Origin of the sequence: Streptosporangium roseum DSM 43021, assembly GCF_000024865.1 — a bacterium.
In the GTDB taxonomy this organism is placed as follows: domain Bacteria; phylum Actinomycetota; class Actinomycetes; order Streptosporangiales; family Streptosporangiaceae; genus Streptosporangium; species Streptosporangium roseum.
This window is the reverse complement of record NC_013595.1, coordinates 3,565,663-3,587,257: the sequence shown is the minus strand read 5'-3', so window position 1 is coordinate 3,587,257 and position 21,595 is coordinate 3,565,663. Positions and strand designations below refer to the sequence as shown.

The following is a 21,595-nucleotide window of genomic DNA, read 5'->3' as shown; positions in this document are numbered from 1 at the left end:
CCGTCACCTCCGGGCCCGCGGGCCACATTAGGCTTCACCTGGTCAAGTGTAGTGCAGGGCCGGCCGGGTAAAAAAGCACCGCAATGAATGGGACACAACGGACGACCATGACAGGTTTTCGTTTTTTCTTTACCTCTCGGAGGTTTCGGTATGGATCCGAAGAATTTCATGACTGAAGCCGTACGGCTCGCCACCGAATCCGTCATGAATGGATGGGGCGGCCCATTCGGAACGGTCATAGTCAAGGACGGCGACATTATCGCCCGAGGGCAGAATCGTGTTCTCCTCACCGGCGATCCGACCGCGCACGGCGAAGTGGAGGCCATTCGCAAGGCCATTCAGATCTTGAATCCGTGGGCCCCCTCCATATCGGAGGAGTACCAGAACGAGTCGACGCTCACGCTCGTGCCGCGCCCCGAGGGATCTCCCGATCCGCTGCCCCGGCGGGCCGGAATGCTCCTGGGGTGCTCCCTCTACACCAGCGGCGCGCCGTGCCCGATGTGCATGAGCGCCATCTACTGGTCGAGAATCGACTCCGTCTACTTCGGCTCCGACCTGGAGGCGACCAGGAAGATAGGTTTCGACGACGCCTTCCAGTACGAGGACTTCCAGAAGCCCCTCGACCAGCGCAAGATCCGGATCGAGCAGATCTATCCGGAGCTCGGCGCCCAGGCCTACGCGGCCTGGACGGACAGGCCGAACCATCACCCATACTGATCATCGCGCCGGCCGCGGCCCGGTCAGGTGGACGGCAGGTCGGCGACCATGATCGGGGCCGTGGTGGGCTGGTCGGAGCCGCCGGCCGGTTCGACGGTCAGGCCGAGCCGGTCGTCACCCCGGAGCGGGGTGGCCATGACCGGCACCGTGTCGCCGCCCGCGGTCCGCTCCAGCAGCCCTGCCGGGCGGACGCCGTCGGGGCCCATCAGCCACAGCTCGTAGACCCGGGAGGCGGGCAGCGGGGGGAGCCCTCTCGCGGTGAACACCATCTTCCCCTCGGAGGGGGACATCACCATCGTGCCGGTGCCGCCGGAGGAGACGGGGTGCCTGACCGTCCGGGCGTCGGGCGCCGCGATCACGGCCACGACCTGCCGGAGCGCGTCGCGCTCCCGCCGGGCGTCGACGGCCACGACGCCGAGGACCACCGCGGCGGCGCTCACCGCCACGGCCAGGCCCATCGCGACGCGCCCGCGCCACGCGGAGCGGGGCTCGAGCCGTACCACCTCGCCGGGCGGCGGCTCGGCGCGGACGTCGAGGAGCGGTGGCTCCTGGCGGACCTCGGCGATCTGCGCCATGACGCGGGCGCGGAGCGAGGCGGGCGGGGCCTCGGTCGCCCCCGCGGCGAGCCGGGCCGCGGTCTCCGACAGGCCGCGCACCTCGACGGCACAGGCCTCGCACCTTGCCATGTGATCCTCGAAGAGTGCCACCTCCGGCTCCGGAAGCGCGTGCAGCGCGTAGGCGCCGGACAGGGTGTGGAGGTCCTCGTTCATCGTTCCACCCCCATGCAGTCGCGGAGCCGGACGAGTCCGTCGCGCATCCTGGTCTTGATCGTGCCGAGCGGCACCCGGAGCAGCCCCGCCACTTCCGGATAGCTGTAGCCACCGTAATAGGCGAGGGTCACGGCCTGCCGCTGGAGATCGGTCAGGCCGCCGAGGCAGCGACGCACCCGCTCCCCCTCCAGGCGGGTGGTGACCACCTCGGAGACCTGGTCGTAGGCGACCTCCCCGGACATCCGGGAGACCTTCTCCTCCCGGTCGGCCGAGGCCTGCGCGGACCGGACCCGGTCCACCGAGCGGCGGTGGGCCATGGTCATCACCCACGAAAGGGCGCTGCCCCGCGTCCGGTCATACCGGGACGCGGTGCGCCACACCTCGACCAGGACCTCCTGTGCGACCTCCTCGGCCTGGGCCCGGTCCCGCACGACCCGCCGGGCCAGGCCGAACACCGGGCCGGCCAGCAGGTCGTAGACCCGGTTGAAGGCCTGCTCGCGCCCCAGTGCCACCTGGGCCAGGAGGTCCTCCAGACCGGGCTCCTCCCCGGAGGCCGGCACCCCCGAGGGCTCACGTTCTGTCCTCACACCTGCTATTCGACACCGGGTGAGGAACGGATTGCCGGGAAGGCTGTTTTCTTGGAGAGCATCCTGTGCCAGAATTTCAATGGGTGATGAATTATGGATCAGAACACATGCGTGATCGCCGGGGGCGGCCCGGCGGGGGCCGTGCTCGCCCTGCTGCTGGCCCGGGCCGGCGTCCAGGTGACGCTCCTGGAGAAGCACGGCGACTTCCTGCGTGACTTCAGGGGGGACACCGTCCATCCCTCGACCCTGCAGGTCCTCGACGAGCTCGGCCTGGCCGAGGAGCTCGACCGGCTGCCCCACCGCAAGGCCTACAGCATGACCCTGCAGACCGACGACGCCACGGTGCCGATCGCCGACCTGTCCAGGCTCCCCGGCAGATACAACTACATCGCGTTCGTGCCGCAGTGGGACTTCCTCAACCTGGTCACCGCCGCCGCGAAGCGGTATCCCACCTTCCGGCTCGTCATGAACGCCGAGGTGCACGACGTGATCCGTGAGGGCAACGCGGTGCGCGGGGTCCGTTACCGGGACACCGGCGGCGAGCACGAGCTCCGGGCGGCGCTCACCGTGGCCGCCGACGGCCGCCACTCCGACGTGCGCCGGGCCGCCGGGCTCGTCCCGGTGGAGCACGGCGTCCCGATGGACGTGCTGTGGTTCCGGCTGCCGCGCGAGCCCGGCGACCCCGGCGACCCGTTCCTGCGGGTGTCCGCCGGGCACATGATGGTGGCGATCAACCGCGAGGACTACTGGCAGCTCGCCTACCTGATCCCCAAGGGCGGCTTCGACTCCCTGCGGGCCCGGGGCATCGAGACGGTGCGCGAACACGTCGCCAGGTTGCTGCCCTTCCTCAAGGAGCGCGTCGAGCTGCTGTCCGGCTTCGGCGACGTGAGCGTGCTGTCGGTCGCGCTCAACCGGCTGCGCCGCTGGCACCGCCCCGGCCTGCTGGTCATCGGTGACGCGGCGCACGCCATGTCCCCCGTCTTCGGCGTCGGCATCAACCTGGCCGTGCAGGACGCGGTGGCCGCCGCCAACCTGCTGGCCGGGCCGCTCGCCGCCGGGGCCGGGATCCCCGAGTCCCTGCTCGCCCGGGTGCAGCGCCGCCGCACCCCGCCCACCGTGCTCACCCAGCTCGCCCAGCGCCTGGTGCAGCACCGGCTGATCCGTCCCGCCCTGTCCGGGGAGGCCGGGCCGGTACGGCTGCCGCGCGACATCTCGCGCATCCCCGTGATCGGCGCGCTGGCCCGCCGTTTCATCGGTTTCGGCGTCCGTCCCGAGCATGTCGGGAGCCCGGTCGAGTCTCACCATGCATAAAGACGTTCTCAGTCTGTGGACAAACGGGTCGGTTCGCTGACCTGGTTGCAATAGCCTGGTATGTCGTGAGCATCAACCTCGATTCCTGGCGGCAGCTGCCTGCGGCGCAGCAGCCCGAGTGGCCCGACCGCGGCGAGCTGGACAAGGTCGTCGCCGAACTGCAGGGGCTGCCGCCCCTGGTCTTCGCAGGGGAGTGTGACAACCTCAAGGCGGATCTGGCGGCGGTGGCGCGGGGCGAGGCCTTCGTGCTGCAGGGCGGCGACTGCGCCGAGACGTTCGCCGGGGCCACCGCGGACGACGTGCGCAACAAGCTGAAGACGCTGCTGCAGATGGCGATCGTGCTCACCTACGCGGCGAAGGTACCGGTCGTGAAGATCGGCCGGATGGCCGGGCAGTTCGCCAAGCCCCGTTCCAAGAACACCGAGACCCGGGACGGCGTGGAGCTGCCCGCCTACCGGGGCGACATGGTCAACGGCTTCGACTTCACCCCCGAGTCCCGCGTCCCCGACCCCTGGCGGCTGCTGCGCGCCTACCACTCCTCCGCGGTGACGCTGAACCTGGCCCGCGCCTTCACCAAGGGCGGCTACGCCGATCTGCGCCAGGTGCACGCCTGGAACCAGGACTTCGTGATCGAGTCCCCGGCCGGGAAGCGCTACGAGCAGCTCGCCCGGGAGATCGACCAGGCGCTGGCGTTCATGCGCGCCTGCGGGGCCGAGCCGGAGGAGTTCCACAGCGTCGAGTTCTACTCCTCGCACGAGGCCCTGATCCTCGACTACGACCGCGCGCTCACCAGGATCGACTCGCGGACCGGCCAGCCGTACGACGTGTCGGCGCACATGGTCTGGATCGGCGAGCGCACCCGCCAGCTCGACAGCGCGCACGTGGAGTTCTTCGCCCGGATCCGCAACCCGATCGGCGTGAAGCTCGGCCCGACGACCACGCCGGAGGACGCCCTCGCGCTGATCGACAAGCTGAACCCGGACAACGAGGCCGGGCGGCTGACGTTCATCACCCGGATGGGCGCGCCGAAGATCCGCGAGCACCTTCCCGCGCTGGTGGAGAAGGTCACCGCGAGCGGCGCCCAGGTGGCGTGGATCTGCGACCCCATGCACGGCAACACCTTCGAGGCGCCCAGCGGCCACAAGACCCGCCGCCTGGACGACGTGCTGAACGAGGTGGCGGGCTTCTTCGACGTCCACCGCGACCTCGGCACCCACCCCGGCGGCATCCACATCGAGTTCACCGGTGACGACGTCACCGAGTGCGTGGGCGGCGGCGCGGAGATCGTCGAGGACGACCTGGCCCTGCGCTACGAGACGGCGTGCGACCCGCGCCTCAACCGGAGCCAGTCGCTGGACCTGGCCTTCCGGGTGGCGGAGCTCTACCGCTCGGTCTGACCTCCTCCCTCCGGCGCTCCGGAGGGCCACCGCAAGCGAAAGCCCCGCGCCGTCAACGGTCGCGGGGCTTTTCGGGCCCGGGCATCAGTTGTTCTGAACGCCCATCTCGTTCGCGAGCTCGGCCCGGATCGCGTCCATGTCGAGCGCGCGGACCTGGCCGATCAGGTCTTCCAGGGCGGGCGCGGGCAGCGCCCCGGGCTGGGCGAAGACGACGATGCCGTCACGGATGGCCATGATCGTCGGGATCGAGGTGATCTCGAAGCCCTGGGCCAGCGCCTGCTCCGCCTCAGTGTCGATCTTGCCGAACTTGATGTCGTCGTGCTTCTCCGACGACTTCTCGAAGATCGGCCCGAACGTGCGGCACGGTCCGCACCAGGCGGCCCAGAAGTCCAGCAGGACGATCCCCTCGTCGGCGATCTCGTTGAAGTTCTTCTCGGTTACCTCGATGGTCGCCACCGTTGGCTCCTCTTGTCTGTCGCATCTGTATGGCTCGCATAACCACTTACCCTCGCCCGGCATTCCATCCACCCCCCCGGGGAGGCCCCCTTCAGACGCCGGTCTCGACGCGCAGCACGGTGATGGCGTACCGGACGGCGACCTTCTCGAAGGGCATGATCACCAGTGTGCCGTTCCGGTGGTAGACGCGGGCGTCACTGCTCTCCCCGCCGGCCTTCTGCGGCAGCTCGGCGACCGGCGAGGCCTTCCCCGTCGCGGGGTCGATCCTGGTCAGCCGCGGGACGGGCTCGTTCGTTCCGCCCTCCTCGATGACCAGCAGTCCCTTGTCGTCGGCGTCGACGAAGGTGAGCATGGTGTCACCGGTGCCCGAGGACTTCCACCGCTGCCTGCCGCTCGCCAGGTCGAAGGCCAGCAGGTCGTTGCGGGAGATCCCGCCGCCCTTCACGTTCGCCGGGAAGGTGGCCAGGTAGAGCGTGTCCCCGCGCACCATGGTGCGGAGTTCCCGGTAGCCGCCGTCGATGTAGATCGTGTCGTTGAGCGCGAGGAAGTCGGTCTTCGTCCCGGTCTCGAACTCCCTGACCTTTCCGCCCTTGTCGTCCAGCACGAGGATGGAGGACTCCTCGCCTCCCCGCCACGCCACCACCACCGGGTCGGCGGAGAGCAGGTCGTCGGGGCCCCCGTCGCCGTCCTCGATCCGGTACTCCCCCTTGAACCTGCCGCTCTTCCCGTCGAGCACGACGACGCTGTCACCACCCTGGTGACAGTCCAGGTTGACCACGACCTGCTTGGGCGAGCCGGCGACGCCGGTGGTCGTGCACACCTCCGAGGCCTTCGACGTCCACACCCGCTTGCCGTCGGAGAGCCGGTGGCCCGTCACCTGCTTGCCGGTCCGCACGACCACGAGGTCTCCGGCGAGCACGAGGCCGGGGGCCTGAAGGTTCTTCGAGCCGGCCCGCTGCGCCGGCGCCGCCGGGATCTTGATCTTCCACAGCAGCTTGCCGGTCTTGACGTCGAGGCCCGCCACGCGGTCGCAGACCTTCGTGGTGCCGTAGGCGACGGCTCCCCTGCCGCCCGCGATGTCGGGGGTGGCGGCGCAGAGCTGCTCTCCCGGCGAGGGCGTGCCCCAGGTCCGCTTGCCGGTCTTCAGGTCGTAGGCGAGCACGCCGTCCTTCTGCACCCGGATGGCGGCGGTCTCGCTCATCCAGGCGCCGAAGGCGATCGAGGCGTCCGTGCCGATGACCTCGGTGCCGGCGGCGGTGAACGGCACCTGCCAGTCGCCCTCGCCGAACCCGTCGCCGAACCCGCCGGCGACGACCCATGCCGTGCCGCCGCCGAGACCCAGCAGCAGGACGAGACCCAGCGCCACGAAGAGCACCGTCCTGCCGGTCCGCTTCCTGGCGGGCTGCCGGTCCGGCTGCCCGCCGTACTGTCCGGGGGGCTGATGCGGCGGGAACGGCTGCGCTCCCTGCGGGTAGGGCTGTGGCCCCTGCGCGTACGGCTGCGCCTGCGGATACGGCGGTGGCGCCTGTCCGTACGGCTGCCCCTGCTGCGGGTAGGGCTGCGCCCCCTGCGGGTAGGAGTGCGCCTGCGGGTGGGGGTGCACCTCCTGCGGATACGGCTGCGACCCATGCGCGTACGGCTGCCCTTGCGCGTACGGCGGCGCCTGCCCGTACGGCGGCGCCGCCGGCGGGTACGGCTGCGGCCCGGCGGGGACGCCGTACTGCCCGGGCAACGGGTTCCCGTGCGCCTGCGCCGGCGGCCCCTGGTATGCCTGCTGGGGATACGGATTCCCCTGGGGACGGGCGTTGTGCGGGTCGGTCATCTCGTCTCTCCCCGATCAGCCGAGCCGGGCCCGGACGTAGGCCGCCCACTGCCGCTGGAACTGCGCCTCGCCGGTGCCCAGGACCTTCCGCAGCGCCTCGTCGCTCGTGGCGCCCCGGTAATGGGCACTGACGAACGCGATCAGCTTCCGCTCGCCGTACTTCTCCTCGATCATCCGCATCGCCAGGTGCCCCATCAGGTAGTTGACGCTGGTCATGCCCGGGATGTCCCAGGAGATGTTGTCCGGGATCCTGCCGTCGAACCGCTCGGGCAGCCGCCCTGCCAGGTAGGCGCGGCCCTCGTCGTAGCGGATGTTGCCGGTGACGGCGGCGCCGCGGTTGGCGACGTACTCGGCGAATCCCTCGACGACCCAGTTGTCGAGCCCGCTGAGGGAGAACTTGCCGCTGTCGAGGCTGGCGACCGCAGAATGCGCGAACTCGTGCCGGAAGATCTCCCCGCTGCCCTCGGCGGTCTCGAAGAACGACGAACCGACGTCCATCACGACCCGGCTGGCACCTACCCTCACCTCGTCCGCGGCCCCGCTCCAGGTCGGCATCCCGATGGAGACCCCGGCCTCGGTGGCCTTCTCCTTGCGGAACAGGTTGCCGAGCTGGGCCTTGCCCTTGACGAGCGCCACCACGAAGCCCTTGGGCAGGGCGGCGCCCTGCGCGCCGTTGGCCGACAGGAACCGCAGATCGTTCACGGCCGCCTTCTCGGCGGTGGGAGCGAGCCGCGCCGCCTGGGCGGCCATGGCCGGATGGGCCAGCACGACGGTGTGATCGGTCCTGACGACCGAGACGTCCGGCCAGATGTCCCAGGGCCCCGGGTAGTAGACGGTCTTGGACTCGCCCAGCGGCGCCGGGGCCCCGCCCACCTTGATGACCGTGAGCGGGGCGTCGGCGCCGCTCTTGGTGATGGTCCAGCGGTACCACTCCGAGACCGGGCGCAGGTCGATCCCCTCGAACTGGTGGACGAAGGCGACGTCGAGGGTGAACGTCAGCCCCCGGCCGAAGCTGTCCTGCGTGCGTCCCTGCTGCTGCAGGGTCTGGTAGGACATCCGGGTGATCGGCAGCTTGCGCAGGTTGTTGAAGATCCTGGTCTGCTGCTGGACCAGCGCCGCGTTCTCACGGTCGAAGATCCCGGTGTAGGCCTTGAGGTCACCGGCGTTCAGCGCCTCACTGTGCCCCTGAAGGAGCTTCTGCAGGTCCTGTTTGGTGACCAGCACCGAGTTCGGATCGGAGGCGAGCTCCTCCTTGTCGAACGGGTCGTAGCGCTTCTCCGCGCTCATCACGAGCCCCGCCACGGCTCCGCCTCCCACGGCCAGCACGACCGCGAAGGCGCCGAGCGTGACCCAGAGCCAGGTCCTGCGGCGCCGGGGCGGCGGCGAGGGAGGTTGCTGCCACTGAGGCTGGTGGGGCTGCGGCTGGTTCTGCCACTGCGGTTGCTGCGGCCACTGAGGCTGCTGCGGGTGCTGCGGGTGCTGCCATTGAGATTGCGGCGGATACTGCCCGCCGGCCGGCCCCGAAGTCACTCGCGCCCCACAAGTACCAGGAGTTACAGAACGCCCAAAACCATACCGCCCTACACAAAACCTGAAAGAAGGAGTAGGACGAAAAAAAGGGGGCCGGCGACGTTCCGCGTCGCCGGCCCCCTCAACGGGTGACCTCCGGGATCAGCCCCGGCCCCCTCAACGGGTGACCTCCGGGATCAGTCCCTGCCGCCCGGCAGGGTGAGCCCGATGACCACGGGGTCGTGGTCGGAGGAGCGGAAGGCGTCGGGCCGGTAGAGGGCCGGGGGGTTGTACTCGGTGTTGTAGTCGAGGATCCGGCTCTCGTCGGCGTTGATGTGCCAGATCGTCGCGCTGGTCACCCGCTTGAGCAGGGCCTTGCCGACCAGGGCGTGGTCCAGCTCGCCGAGCTGGCCCTCGTAGAGGTAGCTGTAGCGCAGCGGCGCGGGGACGAACCTCTTGGTCACGCTGGTCAGGCCCCCGGTCTCCAGGGTGTCGATCGGGTCCTCCTCGCCATAGGCGTTGAGGTCGCCCAGCACCAGCGGGTTGGGCAGTTCCAGGCTGTCGATCAGGCCCAGCGTCGCCTCCGCCTGGCGGACGCGCTCGCCGTTGTAGCAGCTCTGGCCGTCGCCCTGGTCGGCGTCGGGGCCGGTGGCTTCGTCGTCGCAGCCCTTCGACTTGAAGTGGTTGACGATCATCGTGAACGGCTGCCCGCCCTGGACCCGGCGGAAGGTCTGGATCAGCGGGGGACGCCGGAAGACCGGGTCGGCGGACGACTGGGCCGCGCCGACGAGCTGGAGCCTGCCGGGCTTGTAGATCATCGCCACGTGGATCAGGTCGGTGCCGGGGTAGGGGTGGGCGAGCGCCGCGTAGGTGCCCGCGCCCACCTCGGCGTTGAGCGCGTCGACCAGGGCCTGGACCGCGGTCTGGCCGTTGTTCTGGACCTCCATCAGGCCGACCACGTCGGCGTTCATGCCCTTCAGCGCGGCGACCAGCTTGGCGAGCTGGCGCTGCTGCTCCCCTGCGTTGCTCGCCCCGCGCGAGCCCAGGGTGGTGAACCAGTTGAGGGTGTTGAAGCTGGCCACCTTGACGTTGCCGAGGACCGGGAACGGGGCGGGCAGGCGCGGGCTGGTCCGCAGGAAGTCGATCGGCTTGGTCGGCTGGAGCCGATACTTGCCGAAGCCGTACCCCAGCACGCCGGTGACGCCGAGCGCGGTGTCGCCCAGCCGGACGGTGCGCGGGTCGGTGTAGGGGATGACCGGGGGGTTCTCCCTGGTCGAGGCGTCGTCCACGAGCAGGGTGCGGCGCGCGTTCCCGGCGGTGTCCACGCCTGGCCGGTCGGTCGGCTGGAACACGCGGCCCTCGGAGGAGAGCGTGACCTCACCGAAGCGGCCCAGGTTGTAGTGGTCGCTGACGGTCAGCGGCTCGGGGAAGGTGACGAGCATGCTCTCGACCGGCTCGAAGGTCACGCCGTCGGGGCGGGGCAGGCTCTGCCGGGCGGGCTGGACGGTGCCCGTGCCGCAGACGTCCACCGCGGTGACCGGCGACAGCTCCGTCCAGCCGTTGAACTCCACGACCTTGCCGGTGACCAGCACCCGGTCGCCGGCCTTGACGTCCTTGAACGAGCTGCGGGCGAAGGCGAACAGGCCCTCGGAGGTGGCCGGGTCGGCATCCGGGGTCAGGTCCTGGAGGAAGAAGCCGCTGAGCTGGTCCGTCCCCTGGAAGTCCCCGGTCACGACGCCCTCGACGCGGACGCTCTGGCCGGCCAGCGGGCTGACGTCACCGCTCCCCTGTACCTGGGCGATCTGGTGGGTGGCCGGGGTCTCGCACGGATCGCCCGGCGGCGTCGGGGTCGGGGTCGGCTCCACGGTCGGCGTGGGGGTCGGGGTCGGGGTCGGCGTGGGGGTGGGGGTGGGCTCGACGTCGCCGCAGGGCGCCGGGGCGGTGGCCCGGTTGCGCGGCGCGGGAGCCGCGGCCTCCACGTCCGCGCCGTTGACGTCGGTGTCGGCGCAGCCGTGGTCCTTGCGCAGCCCGGCGGTGGTGCCGGACAGGGCCGGGGCGGCGGTGCCCTCGAAGTAGTTCGCGGTGCCGTATCCGATGAGGTCGGCGATCAGCGCCGCCTGCTCCGCCGTACAGGGGGTGGAGCCCCCGTTGCAGGCCAGCCCCTCCGCCGAGCGGGCCAGGACGACCTTGCCCGCGCTGCCGCTCATGTTGATGGCGCCGGTGCTGTCCGGTGCGGGCAACGGAGCGCCGTTGGCGCCGCCGGCGAGCTGGACCAGGTGGTACTGGCCGGGTGCCAGCGTGCCGGACAGGGGCACGACCGGGTTGGCGCCGAAGTTGCCGGTGCCGGTGGCGCTGCCGTACTGGACGGACCATCCGTCCAGCGCGACGGCCGCGGGGCCGCGGTTGAACAGCTCGACGAAGTCGTTGGTGAGCGGCGCGCCGCTGTTGCCGCCACCGCCGTAGACCTGGCTGATGACGACGGTGCCCGGCTCCGCCAGGGCGGGGGCCGAGGTGAGGGCGGTGACGCCGGCGGCGGCGATGCCGACGGCCACGAGGGCGGCGGACGCCCTGGATAAAGCACGCATGACCGGGAGCGTAGAGCCCCTTGGATCGGCGGACACTTACCTATAAGTGGATAGAGAGTGAAATCGGTAAATCTTGACACTTCATGTCGATCGGACGGGATCAGATATGGCTTGCCTTGACCTAGATCTCGCCTCGCCGCCGTCTTTGGGTATCACTTGGTCATGAGAACTCTGGACGTGGGTTGGGTGACCTGCGCCGCCTCCCCGGAGTGCGCCGGATCGGCATGGCGGCCGTACGGACGCTGCCTGGCACATCTGGACCACAGTGAGCTCGACGAGGTCGTCCGCGGCCTGTCCCCCGGCTCCGCGATCGACCTGCGGGGCACCACCGTCGGCAGGCATCTGCTGGCACGGATCCTGTCCGCCACGCACGGCCGCCTGGGCCGGGCCAGGTTCGATCGGGCGGTCTTCCCCGAGGAGGCCAGGTTCGGCGGCGTCGTGTTCGGCGGGGACGTCTCCTTCGACCATGCCCGCTTCCACCGCCTCGCCTCCTTCCTGGACGCGAGTTTCGCGGGAAACGTCTCCTTCAGGGAGGTCAGGTTCTCCAGGGAGCTGTCCCTGCACGGCGTGACCGTCATCGGGCACGCCGCCTTCGACCGGATCTCCGCCGGCAGGGACGCGCTGTTCGGCGCGGCCCGGTTCGAGCGGGCCGCGTCCTTCGAGAGCGCGGAGTTCCACGGTTTCGCCACCTTCGACGGCGCCCGGTTCACCGGTGACGCGACCTTCCGGGGATGCCGGTTCGGCCGTACGGTGTCGTTCCGCAAGGCCGGGTTCGGCGGGCTCGCCGGGTTCGAGGCGGCACGGTTCTGGGCGGGCTGCTCCCTGGCCCCGATCGCGGTCGGCCGCCGCCTGAGCCTCGCAGGAGCGTGGGCGGGCGACGGTCTCGACGTGACGGCCCGCGACTGCGCGGTGGACCTGCGGCGGCTGCGGGTGGCCGGCCGGCTGGCCGTGCGCCTCGACGGCGCGGAGGCCGACCTTGAGGGCGCGACGTTGCGCGGGCCCGCCACGGTCAGCGGGCGGGGCGCGGCACGGGTGACCTCGCTGCGCGGCCTGGACTCCGAGGCGCTGGAGCTGGACGGCGTGGACCTCAGCGTCTGCGGCTTCGCCGGGATCCGCCATCCCGAGCGGCTCCGGCTGACCCGCTGCGCGTTCGCCACCACCCCGCGCGGCGTGCGGTTCGCGCTGCGCTGGCCGCCGATGCGCTGGTGGACCCGGAGGCGCACCCTCGCCGACGAGCACGCCTGGCGCGGCTGGTCGGGGTCCGAGGCCGACCCGCCGACCCCGTACCGCCTCGCCGTCCTCTACTCCCGGCTCGGCACCGGCGTGGACGACAAGGCGACGGCCGCCGACTTCGCCTTCGGGGCGATGGAGATGCGCCGCGTGACCAGCCGGCCATCCGGCCGCTGGCTGCTGTCGCTGTACTGGATCCTCTGCGGGTACGGCCTGCGGATGGGCCGTGCCCTGGGTTGGTCCGTCCTGGTCGCGGCCATCACCGCCGGAAGCCTCCTGGTGAGTTCGGCCTCCCACGCCGCCCGCCGCCCGGCCGCCCCCCGGCCGCCCTCCCCGCCGTCGGCCCACCTGTCGCCGTAGGGCCCGTCCGGCGGCCAGCGGCCAGCGGGCAGCGGGCAGCGGGCAGTGGGCGGCGGGCAGTGGGCGGCCGGCTCGGGGGATTATCAGGGTGGTCCCCGATGCGCCGGTCCCGCCCGGAGGGCAGGATGGGGGCGAGCGCCCTCAAGGGGGATCACACGGCTGGGGAGAACATGGCGAGCACCGGAGTCATCGACGACTACGTGACCCGGCTCAGCCGCACTCTCAAAGGCCCCAGGGGGCCGAAGCTCGACATGGTCACCGAGGCGCGCGACAGCCTGCTCGACACCGCCGAGGCGCTGGAGGGCGACGGGCTGGACCGGGCCGAGGCCGAGCGCGTCGCGGTCGAGGAGTTCGGCTCGATCAGCGAGATCGCGCCGGGCTACCAGGAGGAGCTGTCCATCTCGGCGGGCCGCAGGCTGGCCGCCCTGCTCTTCCTCAGCATGCCGCTCACCACGCTCATGTGGTCCGTGATCTGGCGGATCTTCCCCACCGACGTGGCCGACTACGCCGCCAGGCCGGGCTGGTTCGTGCCGGTCGCCCGCGGGCTGGACATCCTGCAGATGCTGACCGGGGTGCTCGGCGCGCTCGCGCTGGTCGCGCTGGGGCGCGGGCTGCGCCGGATCCGGCGCCCCAGGCTCGTCACCCGGTCGCTGGCCGTGTTCGTCTGGCTCATGCTGCCGGTCACGCTGGCCCTGGGCGCGGCGCTGACACACGGCTCGCACGGTCCCACCGGCTTCTCCGACTACCCGCCGGGGATCGGCGTAGGACTGGTGAGCTACACGTTCATGCTGCTGCAGCTGTACTGCGCGGCCCGCTGCATGAGCGTCACCCGGCGCCGCCCCGTCACCGCCTGACGCGCGGCCCCGGCGGTCACCGCGCGACTCCCGCGGTCACCACCCGGCACGCGACTCCTGCGGTCGCCGCGTGACCCCGGCGGTCACCACCTGACGCGCGCTCCCGACGGTCACCGCGTGGCGCGCGGCTCCAGCACGCTGCCGATCGCGCCGGCGAACTCCCGCCAGGCGGAGCGCTCCCCCGCCAGGGCCGTACGGCCCGAGGAGGTCAGCCGGTAGGTGCGCCGCTTGCGCCCGCCCACCGTGGCCCACTCGCTGGCGAGGTAGCCCGCCTGCTCCAGCCGGCGCAGCGCCGGGTAGACGGTGCCGGTCGGCACGTTCAGCGCGCCTCCGCTGCGCTCCTGCAGCGCCTCGATGATCGCGTAACCGTGCAGGGGGTCGTGCTCCAGCACCGAGAGCAGCAGGGCGTCCATGTGCCCCCGGAGCGCGTCGGTGTTCACGCGGCCTCCCGTGCCGGGCGCGCGGGCACCGTTCCGCCGCCCCCACCGACCCGTTCGCTTCGCTCACTCACGGTGTCACCTTACCTCTCGTATAGGCACTCTACATGTAGACCTTCTACATGTAGAGTGCCTACAGGTAGACAGACATAACAATGGAGGTGACACCATGGACGTGCTCGACCTGGCCCGGACTCAGTTCGCGGTGACGGGGAGTCTCCACTTCCTGTTCGTCGTGCTGACCCTGGGCCTGGCCCCCCTCGTCGCGATCATGCACACCCGCCACGCCATGACCGGCAGGCCGGTTCACGAGCGGATGACCCGCTTCTGGGGCCAGATCTACGTGATCAACTACGCGCTCGGCATCGTCACCGGCCTGGTGATGGAGTTCCAGTTCGGCATGAGCTGGAGCGGCCTGTCCCACTACGCCGGAGACATCTTCGGCGCGCCGCTCGCCATCGAGACGCTCGGCGCCTTCTTCCTGGAGTCCACCTTCCTGGGCCTGTGGATCTTCGGCTGGCACCGGCTGCCCAAGTGGCTCCACCTGGCGTGCATCTGGCTGGTGACGCTGACCGCCTACGTCTCGGCCTTCTGGATCATGGTGGCCAACTCGTTCCTGCAGAACCCCGCCGGAGCCGTGGAGCGGGGCGACCACCTGGTGCTGACCGACTTCGGCGCATTGGTCACCAACCCCATGCTGACCATGGCGCTCCCCCACGTGCTCGGCGCGGGCCTGTGGACCGGCGGGTTCGTGGTGATGGGTGCCAGCGCCTACCACCTGTTCAGGCGGACCGCCGGGCAGGAGTTCTTCACGGGCTCGCTCCGCCTGGGGGTGGTCGCCGCCTTCGCCGGCTCGCTGGTCACGGTCGGTTTCGGCTACGCCCAGTTCGGCCCGGTCTCCCTGTTCCAGCCGGACAAGTTCAACGGCGCGCCGCTGGCCGGGATCGGGCTCGGCTTCATGATCCTGATCGGGCAGCTGCTGCAGTTCCTCATCATGTTCGTCCTGCTGCCCACCGTGTACTGGCTGCCGCGCTGGCGCTGGGCGCACCCGATCCTCATGCTCATCACCCCGCTGCCCTTCCTGGCCGCGATCTTCGGCTGGCTGGCCCGCGAGGTCGGCCGCCAGCCGTGGCTGGTCTACGGCAGGCTCACCGTCGCCGACGCCATGTCCCCGGGCCTCACCAGAGGGATGATCACCCTGTCGTTCGTCGGCTTCGTCGGCGTGCTCGGCCTGCTCGCGGTCGTCGACTACCTCCTGATCGCCCGCACCGTCCGGCGCGGACCCGGCGCCGCCACCCTCGGCGCGGACGGACCCGCCGACTCCACCGAGCGCGCGCACGCGCTGAGCCTCTAGGGAGAAGCCCGTGGACATCCTCTGGACGGGCGTGCTCGCCCTGCTGCTGATCGGCTACTTCGCCCTGGAGGGCTCGGGCATCGGCGCGGGCATGCTGCTGCCCGCGCTGGGCAGGACCCAGCCGGACCGCGACCGCGTCGTCGCCGCCATGGCGCCCTTCGTCCTGGCCAACGAGGTCTGGCTGGTGGCCGTGGCGGGGGTGCTGTTCGGCGCCTTCCCCTCGATCGAGGGAGAGGTGCTGTCCGGCCTCTACCCGCTGGTGGTCACCCTGCTCGTCTCGTGGATCCTGCGCGACGCCGGCCTGTGGTTCCGCCGCCGCCTCGACGGCCACGCCTGGCGGGCGGGCTGGGACTGGATGATCTGCCTCGGCTCGTACGGCCTGGCGCTGAGCTGGGGCATGGCGCTGGTCGCGATGGCCGGCGGCCTGTCCGGGCCGCCGATCGGCCTGCCCGGTCTCGGCGGAGGGCTGGTGGTCGCCGCCGCGTTCGCCCTCCACGGCTGGACCTTCCTCTCCTGGCGGCTGCCCGGTCAGGTGACCGGCGCGAGCCGGACCGGCAGGGCGCTGCTGGCCTCGGCTGGCGTCGCCGCCCTGCCCGTCGCCGTGCTGCTCGCCGCACTCGCTCCGTGGCTGCTGGAACACATCGCACCCTCCGGAACGCTGAATGTGTTGAGTGTCATGATTCTGCCGTTCGCGCCGCTCATGCTGGGCGCGCAAGTATGGGTGTGGCGCACGTTCAATCCCCGGCGTGCGACCGACAGGATCCCGTCGTTCTTCTGAGGCTTTTCAAAAGGTTCGCATGCACAAGGATCTCCTACGGCTTGCCCTGAGCGAGCGGGCCGTCCGCCGCCACCTGGCCCTCTGCCTGGCCGCCGCGGTCGTCACCGGACTGCTCGTCCTGCTCCAGGCGGAGCTGCTGGCCGGCGTGCTGTCCGGAAGGTTCGCGGCCTCGGCCCTGATCCTCCTGGCGCTGGTCGTCGGCGTCCGGGCGGCGCTGAGCCTGGCGCAGGGCGTCGCCGCCGGCCGTACGACCACGGGCGTGAAGTCGGCGCTCCGCCACCGGCTGCTGTCGCGGCTCCAGGAGCTGGGCCCGGCCCGGCTGACCTCCCACCGCTCCGGCGAGCTGGTGACGCTGACCGGCCGGGGCCTGGACGCCCTCGACCCCTACATGTCGGGGTATCTCCCGGCGGCCGCGGTGGCGGGCGTCGTGCCGATCGCCGTGCTCGTCCGGCTGTTCACCGCCGACCTGGCCAGCGCGGTGATCGTGCTGGTCACGCTCCCGCTCATCCCGATCTTCGGCGCGCTGGTCGGCATGCACACCAAGGCCGTCACCGAACGGCAGTGGCAGGCCCTGTCCCGTCTCGGCGGCCACTTCCTGGACGTGGTCCGGGGCCTGCCGACGCTGCGCGCCTTCGGCCGTGCCCGCTTCCAGGCCGGGGTGATCCAGCAGGTCGCCGACGCCCACCGCGGCGCGACGATGCGCACGCTGCGGGTGGCGTTCCTGTCGTCGCTGGTGCTGGAGCTGGCCGCCTCGCTGTCGCTGGCGCTGGTCGCCGTGCCGGTGGGCCTGCGGCTGCTGTCCGGTTCGCTGGATCTGCCGATCGCGCTGCTGGTGCTGCTGCTCGCCCCCGAGGCCTACCTGCCGCTGCGCAACATGGGCAACAAGTTCCACGCGGCGATGGAGGGGGTCGCGGCCGCCGACCAGGCCTTCGCCGTACTGGACGGGCAGGCCGAGCGCCCGGCACGGGACGAGCGCGCGTCCGGCGCCGGCGCGGGTGGGCGCCGGGCGCCGGAGATCCGGCTGGAGAACGTCACCGTGCGCTACCCGGGCCGCGAGGAAGCCGCGCTGGAGGACGTCTCGCTGGTGATCGCGCCCGGTGAGCGGGTCGCGCTGGTCGGCGAGAGCGGCGCGGGCAAGAGCACCCTGCTCCACCTGCTGCTCGGCTTCGTCTCCCCCGCAGCCGGCCGGGTCCTGATCGACGGCGTCGAGCTCACCGACCTCGACGCCTGGCGCGGGCGGCTGGCGTTCGTGCCGCAACGGCCCCACCTGTTCGCCACCTCGGTGGCCGACAACATCAGGCTCGGCTCCCCCGGCGCGACGATCGAGCAGGTCCGGACGGCGGCGGAGGCGGCGTACGCCGACGAGTTCGTGACGGCGCTGCCCGAGGGATACGAGACGGTGCTCGGCGAGCGCGGCGCGAACCTGTCGGCCGGGCAGCGGCAGCGGGTCGCGCTCGCCCGCGCGTTCTGCCGGCCGGCGGCGGACGTCCTGCTGCTCGACGAGCCGACCGCGCGGCTCGACGGCCGCAGCGAGGGCGCGGTGGTGACCGCCACCCGCGACCTCGCCGAGGGCCGCACCTCCGTGATCGTGGCCCACCGGCCCGCGATGATCGACCTGGCCGACCGGGTGATCCGGATCGCCGACGGCCGCGTGGTGTCCGACCGTCCGGCCACATCAGGGTCCGGCCGGACGCCCCGCTCCGGAGACGACCTGGCCGTCAGCGCCGTTTCGGCGGAGAAGAACGGGGGATCGCTGTGAACCGGGCAGGTGGGCGGATGGCTCTCGCCGCCGCGGCGGGCGCCGCGGCCGAGCTGGCCGGGCTCGGGCTGATCGGGTCGGCGGCATGGCTGATCACCAGGGCCGCCGAGCAGCCGCCGCTGGCGGCGCTGAGCGTGGCGATCGTCGGGGTCCGGGCGTTCGCCACGAGCAAGGGCGTCTTCCGGTACGGCGAGCGCCTGGCCGGGCACGACGTCGCGCTGCGGGCGCAGGCCACGACCCGGGAGCGGCTGTACCAGGCGCTCATCCCGGCCGGGCCGCTGAACCACCGGGGGGCCGACCTGCTCAGCCGGATGGTCGACGACACCGACGCGGCCCAGGACCTGCTGGTGCGCTGCCTGCTGCCGGCGGTGGCGGCGCTGGTCACCGCGGTGGCCACCGTCGTGGTCGCGCTGTTCCTGCTCCCGGCGGCGGCGCTGGTGCTGCTGGCCGGGCTGGCCGTGGCCGGAGTGCTGATCCCGGCGGGCACGGCCGCCGCTGCCCGGCGCTGGTCGGCACGGATCGCCCCCGCGCGGGCCGACCTGGCCGCCCGGGTCGCCGACCTGGTGCACGGCTCCGCCGACCTGGCCGCCTACGGGGCCGGCGACCGGGCGCTCGCGGCCTGCGCCGAGGCCGACGCCCGGCTGGCCGCGCTGGAGCGCCGGCAGGCCCGGGGGAACGCGGTGGCCACGGGGCTGGGGATGCTCGCCCAGGGGCTGACCGTGCTGGCGATCGTCCTGGTCGCGCAGAACTCCGGAGCGGGCTCGGTCGCCACGGCGGTGCTCGCGCTGACGTCGCTGGTGTCGTTCGAGCCGGTGCTGCCGCTGGCCGCGGCCGGCGAGCGGCTGACCGGGGTGCTGGCCGCCCTGCGCCGTCTCAGGGAGGTCCGCGCGACCCCTCCCGCCGTGACCGACCCCGTGGCTCCCGCCTCCGTCCCCGGCGGCCCGCTGACCGTCGAGATCGACGACCTGGTGGTCCGGCACAGCGCCGACCGCTCCCCCGCCCTCAACGGCGTCAGCCTCACCCTCACCCCCGGCAGGCGCGTCGCCCTGGTCGGCCCCAGCGGGGCCGGCAAGAGCACCCTGCTGTCGGCCCTGATGCGCCTGGTGGAGCCCGAGTCCGGCACGATCCGGCTGAGCGGGGTGGAGATCGGGGAACTGTCGGCGGATGACGCCCGGCGGGTGATGACGGGGCTGACCCAGGATCCGTACGTGTTCCAGGCCTCGCTGAGGGACAACCTTCGGCTGGCCGGCCCGGAGGCCGGCGAGGACGCGCTGGCGGAGGCGGTGCGGCGGGCCCGCCTGGAGCGGTGGGTGGAGCGGACCGGGTGGGACACCGTCCTCGGCGAGGACGGGCGGACGGTGTCCGGGGGGCAGTTGCAGCGGCTGGCGCTGGCACGGGCGCTGCTGAACGACCCGCCGGTACTGCTGCTGGACGAGCCCGCCGAGGCGCTGGACGAGGAGACGGCGGACGCGCTCATGGCCGACCTGCTGGACGCCACCCACGGTCACACGACGTTGCTGGTCACCCACCGCCTCCGCGGGCTGGAGCAGGTGGACGAGATCGTCGTGCTGGAGAACGGCTCGGTGATCCAGCGGGGCACCCACGGGGAGCTGGTGGACACCCCGGGCTACTACCGCGACCTGTGGCGGTCGGAGGCCCTGACCGCGGGACGGTGACCGCCGGCGCCCGCCGGAAGGCGGGTGCCGGCAGGGCGTGGGACGGCCGGCAGCCGCGGCCCGGATCTCGTGGGGCGGCTGCCGTCCGGCCTGGTCAGGGGGTCACGACGGCGATCTGGTCGACGTAGTCCTCGGTGATCCAGAGGTTGTCGTCGGGGCCGGCCGCGATGTCGAACGGCCCGGAGACGACGGTCGGCATCGCGTACTCGTTGATTATCCCGGAGGTGGAGGAGCTGGCGACGTTGTTGGCGCTCTGCTCGACGAACCACAGGTTGTTGTCCGACCCGACCGTGATGCCCCAGGGGAAGCTGTCGGGGTCGGTGAGCGAGTATTCGGCGAAGGTGCCCGTGGTGGTGACGGAGCTGACCTTTCCGTTGGCGTCGGTGTACCACATCTTGCCGTCCGGGCCCGCGGTGATCCCGATGGGCATCGCGCCGGAGGACGGGACGGTGAACTCGGTGATCGTCCCGCTGGTGGTGATCCGCCCGATGCTGTTCCCCAGCGGCTGGGTGAACCACAGGTTGCCGTCCGGGCCCGGGGCGATGCGCATGGCGTAGACGTCGCTGGTCGGCAGGGCGTACTCGGTGATCGTCCCGGAGGTGGTGATCCGCCCGATCTTGTTGCCCAGCGTCTCGACGAACCACAGGTTGCCGTCCGGGCCCGCGGTGATGCCCCAGGGATAGGAGTCCGCGGTGGGGATGGTGTACTCGGTGATCGTCCCGGAGGTGGTGATCCGCCCGATCTTGTTGCCGACCGCCTCGGTGAACCACAGGGCTCCGTCAGGCCCGGTGGTGATGTGCGCCGGCTCGGAACCGGAGGTGGGGATGGTGTACTCGGTGAACAGGCCGGCGGTGGTGACGCGCCCGATCTTGTTGGCGAAGTTCTCGGTGAACCACATCGCGCCGTCCGGCCCGGCGGTGATCCCGATGGGAGTCGACGGGATGGTCGGGATCGACAGTTCGCTGATCGTCGGTATTCTCCGGCTCTCCGCCATGCGCTTGGCCGCCGCCGCCGTGGCGAGCCTGGGCGCGGGCGGGAAGTGGCAGCGGATGCGCCGGTGCTGCGGCATCAGCTTGAGCTTGGAGCAGAGCTTCACCCATGGGCGTACGGGGGACGGAGGGTGTGGCGGCGGAGTGGCAGAGGCGGACCCCGGCAGCGGAGCGCTTGCCGCCAGGATCAGAGCCATGACCACGAGCGGATACCCCAGGCGTCGAGAACGGTGACGCATGACATCCCTTCCAGGAAAGAAAGAAGAAAAAGGAACGCGGGTGGGCCGCTGAGCGCAATCGGGCGATCGAGGTCCGCGGCATCGGGCCGCCGTCAGCGGGAATCTGCGAGCATCGGCGCAAACGCCCTTGAGGCCCGATCCGGACGATGCTGTCCATCCTCTGTCCGGCCCCGGCGGTCCCAATATCTCCCGCGGTCGCCGACGGCCGTCGATCATCCGCGTTCGTGGCTGGTCATGGAAACGTCAACTCATCGGCCGGAGTCGCCCTGCAACGCACCGGGGCCCTGGGCGGGCGGCCCCGGCTCCGCCACGTTCCCGGAAGGCGCGGGTGCGAGGTGCCCGCGCGGAGCGTCCCGAGCGGCCGGCGCCACCGTCGTGCGCCGGCCGGAGGGGTCGCCGCTCAGGCGACCGAGTGCGTGATGACGCCGGTGTAGAGGCCCGCCGCGTCGAGGGGCGGGATGGTGACGACGAGCGTCGGCTCCCGGCTCGTGGAGGAGGGGGCGCCCGCCTGCTTGCGTCCCCTGAACGCGACCACCGGTGCCGGCAGGGAGGCCTGCTGGGCCGCGGTGTTCTGCCCGGCGGTGCGGCTGCCGCCGCCCGACGAGGCTGTGCTCGGGCCGGACCAGTACGCGATGTTGGCTTTGGCGATCGTCTGCGCGGGCGATACGCCGCGTTTTCCAACGCCGTCCGTGGACGGCAAATCCGCCGCAAAGGCAGCGGTGGAAACGCCCGTTCCGGGGCGAACGGATGCGTCCTCCGGCACCG

The 21,595-nt window shown here is 71.7% G+C and carries 18 protein-coding genes; 9 read left to right on the top strand and 9 right to left on the bottom strand.

Annotated elements, in window-relative coordinates:
* Positions 1–150 precede the first annotated feature (150 nt).
* Positions 151–717, top strand: coding sequence for a nucleoside deaminase (locus SROS_RS15960; protein WP_012889975.1), 567 nt, complete (start codon positions 151–153; stop codon positions 715–717).
* 23 nt (positions 718–740) lie between these two features.
* On the opposite strand, the gene SROS_RS15955 is transcribed toward SROS_RS15960, so the two are convergent.
* On the bottom strand, positions 741–1,487 hold the full coding sequence (locus SROS_RS15955) for an anti-sigma factor (protein WP_012889974.1): 747 nt from the start codon (positions 1,485–1,487) through the stop codon (positions 741–743).
* Positions 1,484–2,074, bottom strand: a complete 591-nt coding sequence (gene sigK / locus SROS_RS15950; protein ID WP_043652108.1) for an ECF RNA polymerase sigma factor SigK — start codon at positions 2,072–2,074, stop codon at positions 1,484–1,486. The genes SROS_RS15955 and sigK overlap by 4 nt, the downstream gene beginning before the upstream one ends.
* 93 nt (positions 2,075–2,167) lie before the next feature.
* Here sigK and SROS_RS15945 point away from each other — a divergent pair, with 93 nt between their 5' ends.
* Positions 2,168–3,385 (top strand): FAD-dependent oxidoreductase, encoded by a 1,218-nt coding sequence (locus tag SROS_RS15945; protein ID WP_012889972.1) that lies wholly within the window; start codon positions 2,168–2,170, stop codon positions 3,383–3,385.
* A 65-nt stretch (positions 3,386–3,450) separates the two neighbouring features.
* Complete coding sequence (locus tag SROS_RS15940; protein WP_012889971.1) at positions 3,451–4,782, top strand: class II 3-deoxy-7-phosphoheptulonate synthase; 1,332 nt, start codon at positions 3,451–3,453, stop codon at positions 4,780–4,782.
* Between the two features lie 84 nt (positions 4,783–4,866).
* Here the strand turns inward: SROS_RS15940 and trxA are convergent, their stop codons facing one another.
* The 4 genes from trxA to SROS_RS53875 form a co-directional block, all read right to left on the bottom strand.
* Positions 4,867–5,238, bottom strand: a complete 372-nt coding sequence (trxA, locus tag SROS_RS15935; RefSeq protein WP_012889970.1) for a thioredoxin — start codon at positions 5,236–5,238, stop codon at positions 4,867–4,869.
* A 91-nt stretch (positions 5,239–5,329) separates the two neighbouring features.
* Positions 5,330–7,060, bottom strand: coding sequence for an outer membrane protein assembly factor BamB family protein (locus tag SROS_RS15930; protein ID WP_012889969.1), 1,731 nt, complete (start codon positions 7,058–7,060; stop codon positions 5,330–5,332).
* 15 nt (positions 7,061–7,075) lie between these two features.
* Positions 7,076–8,590, bottom strand: coding sequence for a hypothetical protein (locus SROS_RS51825; protein WP_148269097.1), 1,515 nt, complete (start codon positions 8,588–8,590; stop codon positions 7,076–7,078).
* 176 nt (positions 8,591–8,766) lie between these two features.
* A complete protein-coding gene (locus SROS_RS53875) occupies positions 8,767–11,154 on the bottom strand; it encodes an ExeM/NucH family extracellular endonuclease (RefSeq protein WP_012889967.1) in 2,388 nt (795 codons plus the stop codon).
* Between the two features lie 162 nt (positions 11,155–11,316).
* Here SROS_RS53875 and SROS_RS15915 point away from each other — a divergent pair, with 162 nt between their 5' ends.
* Both SROS_RS15915 and SROS_RS15910 read left to right on the top strand, forming a co-directional pair.
* A complete protein-coding gene (locus tag SROS_RS15915) occupies positions 11,317–12,744 on the top strand; it encodes a pentapeptide repeat-containing protein (RefSeq protein WP_012889966.1) in 1,428 nt (475 codons plus the stop codon).
* A 170-nt stretch (positions 12,745–12,914) separates the two neighbouring features.
* The gene (locus SROS_RS15910) at positions 12,915–13,598 is read left to right on the top strand and encodes a permease prefix domain 1-containing protein (RefSeq protein ID WP_043652103.1); all 684 of its coding nucleotides are present in this window, start codon (positions 12,915–12,917) and stop codon (positions 13,596–13,598) included.
* A 110-nt stretch (positions 13,599–13,708) separates the two neighbouring features.
* On the opposite strand, the gene SROS_RS15905 is transcribed toward SROS_RS15910, so the two are convergent.
* Positions 13,709–14,038: a PadR family transcriptional regulator gene (locus SROS_RS15905; protein WP_012889964.1), complete on the bottom strand. Its 330-nt coding sequence runs from the start codon at positions 14,036–14,038 to the stop codon at positions 13,709–13,711.
* A gap of 166 nt (positions 14,039–14,204) precedes the next feature.
* Between SROS_RS15905 and SROS_RS15900 the strand changes: the two genes are divergently transcribed.
* Genes SROS_RS15900 through cydC form a run of 4 tightly spaced genes read left to right on the top strand, consistent with a single transcriptional unit; the run spans position 14,205 to position 19,602 of the window.
* Positions 14,205–15,389 (top strand): cytochrome ubiquinol oxidase subunit I, encoded by a 1,185-nt coding sequence (locus SROS_RS15900; RefSeq protein ID WP_012889963.1) that lies wholly within the window; start codon positions 14,205–14,207, stop codon positions 15,387–15,389.
* Between the two features lie 10 nt (positions 15,390–15,399).
* Positions 15,400–16,167 (top strand): cytochrome d ubiquinol oxidase subunit II, encoded by a 768-nt coding sequence (locus tag SROS_RS15895; RefSeq protein WP_012889962.1) that lies wholly within the window; start codon positions 15,400–15,402, stop codon positions 16,165–16,167.
* A gap of 19 nt (positions 16,168–16,186) precedes the next feature.
* Positions 16,187–17,926 (top strand): thiol reductant ABC exporter subunit CydD, encoded by a 1,740-nt coding sequence (gene cydD, locus SROS_RS15890; protein ID WP_012889961.1) that lies wholly within the window; start codon positions 16,187–16,189, stop codon positions 17,924–17,926.
* Positions 17,927–17,943: 17 nt separating this feature from the next.
* Positions 17,944–19,602 carry a thiol reductant ABC exporter subunit CydC gene (gene cydC / locus SROS_RS15885; RefSeq protein ID WP_043652101.1) on the top strand — a complete coding sequence of 553 codons (1,659 nt, stop codon included), beginning with the start codon at positions 17,944–17,946 and terminating at the stop codon, positions 19,600–19,602.
* A gap of 94 nt (positions 19,603–19,696) precedes the next feature.
* Here the strand turns inward: cydC and SROS_RS15880 are convergent, their stop codons facing one another.
* Together SROS_RS15880 and SROS_RS15875 are read right to left on the bottom strand one after the other, a co-directional pair.
* On the bottom strand, positions 19,697–20,671 hold the full coding sequence (locus tag SROS_RS15880) for a Vgb family protein (protein ID WP_052316950.1): 975 nt from the start codon (positions 20,669–20,671) through the stop codon (positions 19,697–19,699).
* A gap of 559 nt (positions 20,672–21,230) precedes the next feature.
* On the bottom strand, positions 21,231–21,530 hold the full coding sequence (locus tag SROS_RS15875) for a hypothetical protein (protein WP_052316949.1): 300 nt from the start codon (positions 21,528–21,530) through the stop codon (positions 21,231–21,233).
* Positions 21,531–21,595 lie beyond the last annotated feature (65 nt).

Excerpts from the sequence above, each read along its gene's own strand:
- SROS_RS15880 (WP_052316950.1), bottom strand. The coding sequence starts at position 20,671 with ATGCCGCAGCACCGGCGCATCCGCTGCCACTTCCCGCCCGCGCCCAGG.
- SROS_RS15960 (WP_012889975.1), top strand. The coding sequence starts at position 151 with ATGGATCCGAAGAATTTCATGACTGAAGCCGTACGGCTCGCCACCGAA.
- SROS_RS15945 (WP_012889972.1), top strand. The coding sequence starts at position 2,168 with ATGGATCAGAACACATGCGTGATCGCCGGGGGCGGCCCGGCGGGGGCC.
- cydC (WP_043652101.1), top strand. The coding sequence starts at position 17,944 with ATGGCTCTCGCCGCCGCGGCGGGCGCCGCGGCCGAGCTGGCCGGGCTC.
- SROS_RS15930 (WP_012889969.1), bottom strand. The coding sequence starts at position 7,060 with ATGACCGACCCGCACAACGCCCGTCCCCAGGGGAATCCGTATCCCCAG.
- SROS_RS53875 (WP_012889967.1), bottom strand. The coding sequence starts at position 11,154 with ATGCGTGCTTTATCCAGGGCGTCCGCCGCCCTCGTGGCCGTCGGCATC.
- SROS_RS15955 (WP_012889974.1), bottom strand. The coding sequence starts at position 1,487 with ATGAACGAGGACCTCCACACCCTGTCCGGCGCCTACGCGCTGCACGCG.
- SROS_RS15915 (WP_012889966.1), top strand. The coding sequence starts at position 11,317 with ATGAGAACTCTGGACGTGGGTTGGGTGACCTGCGCCGCCTCCCCGGAG.
- SROS_RS15910 (WP_043652103.1), top strand. The coding sequence starts at position 12,915 with ATGGCGAGCACCGGAGTCATCGACGACTACGTGACCCGGCTCAGCCGC.
- cydD (WP_012889961.1), top strand. The coding sequence starts at position 16,187 with ATGCACAAGGATCTCCTACGGCTTGCCCTGAGCGAGCGGGCCGTCCGC.
- SROS_RS15900 (WP_012889963.1), top strand. The coding sequence starts at position 14,205 with ATGGACGTGCTCGACCTGGCCCGGACTCAGTTCGCGGTGACGGGGAGT.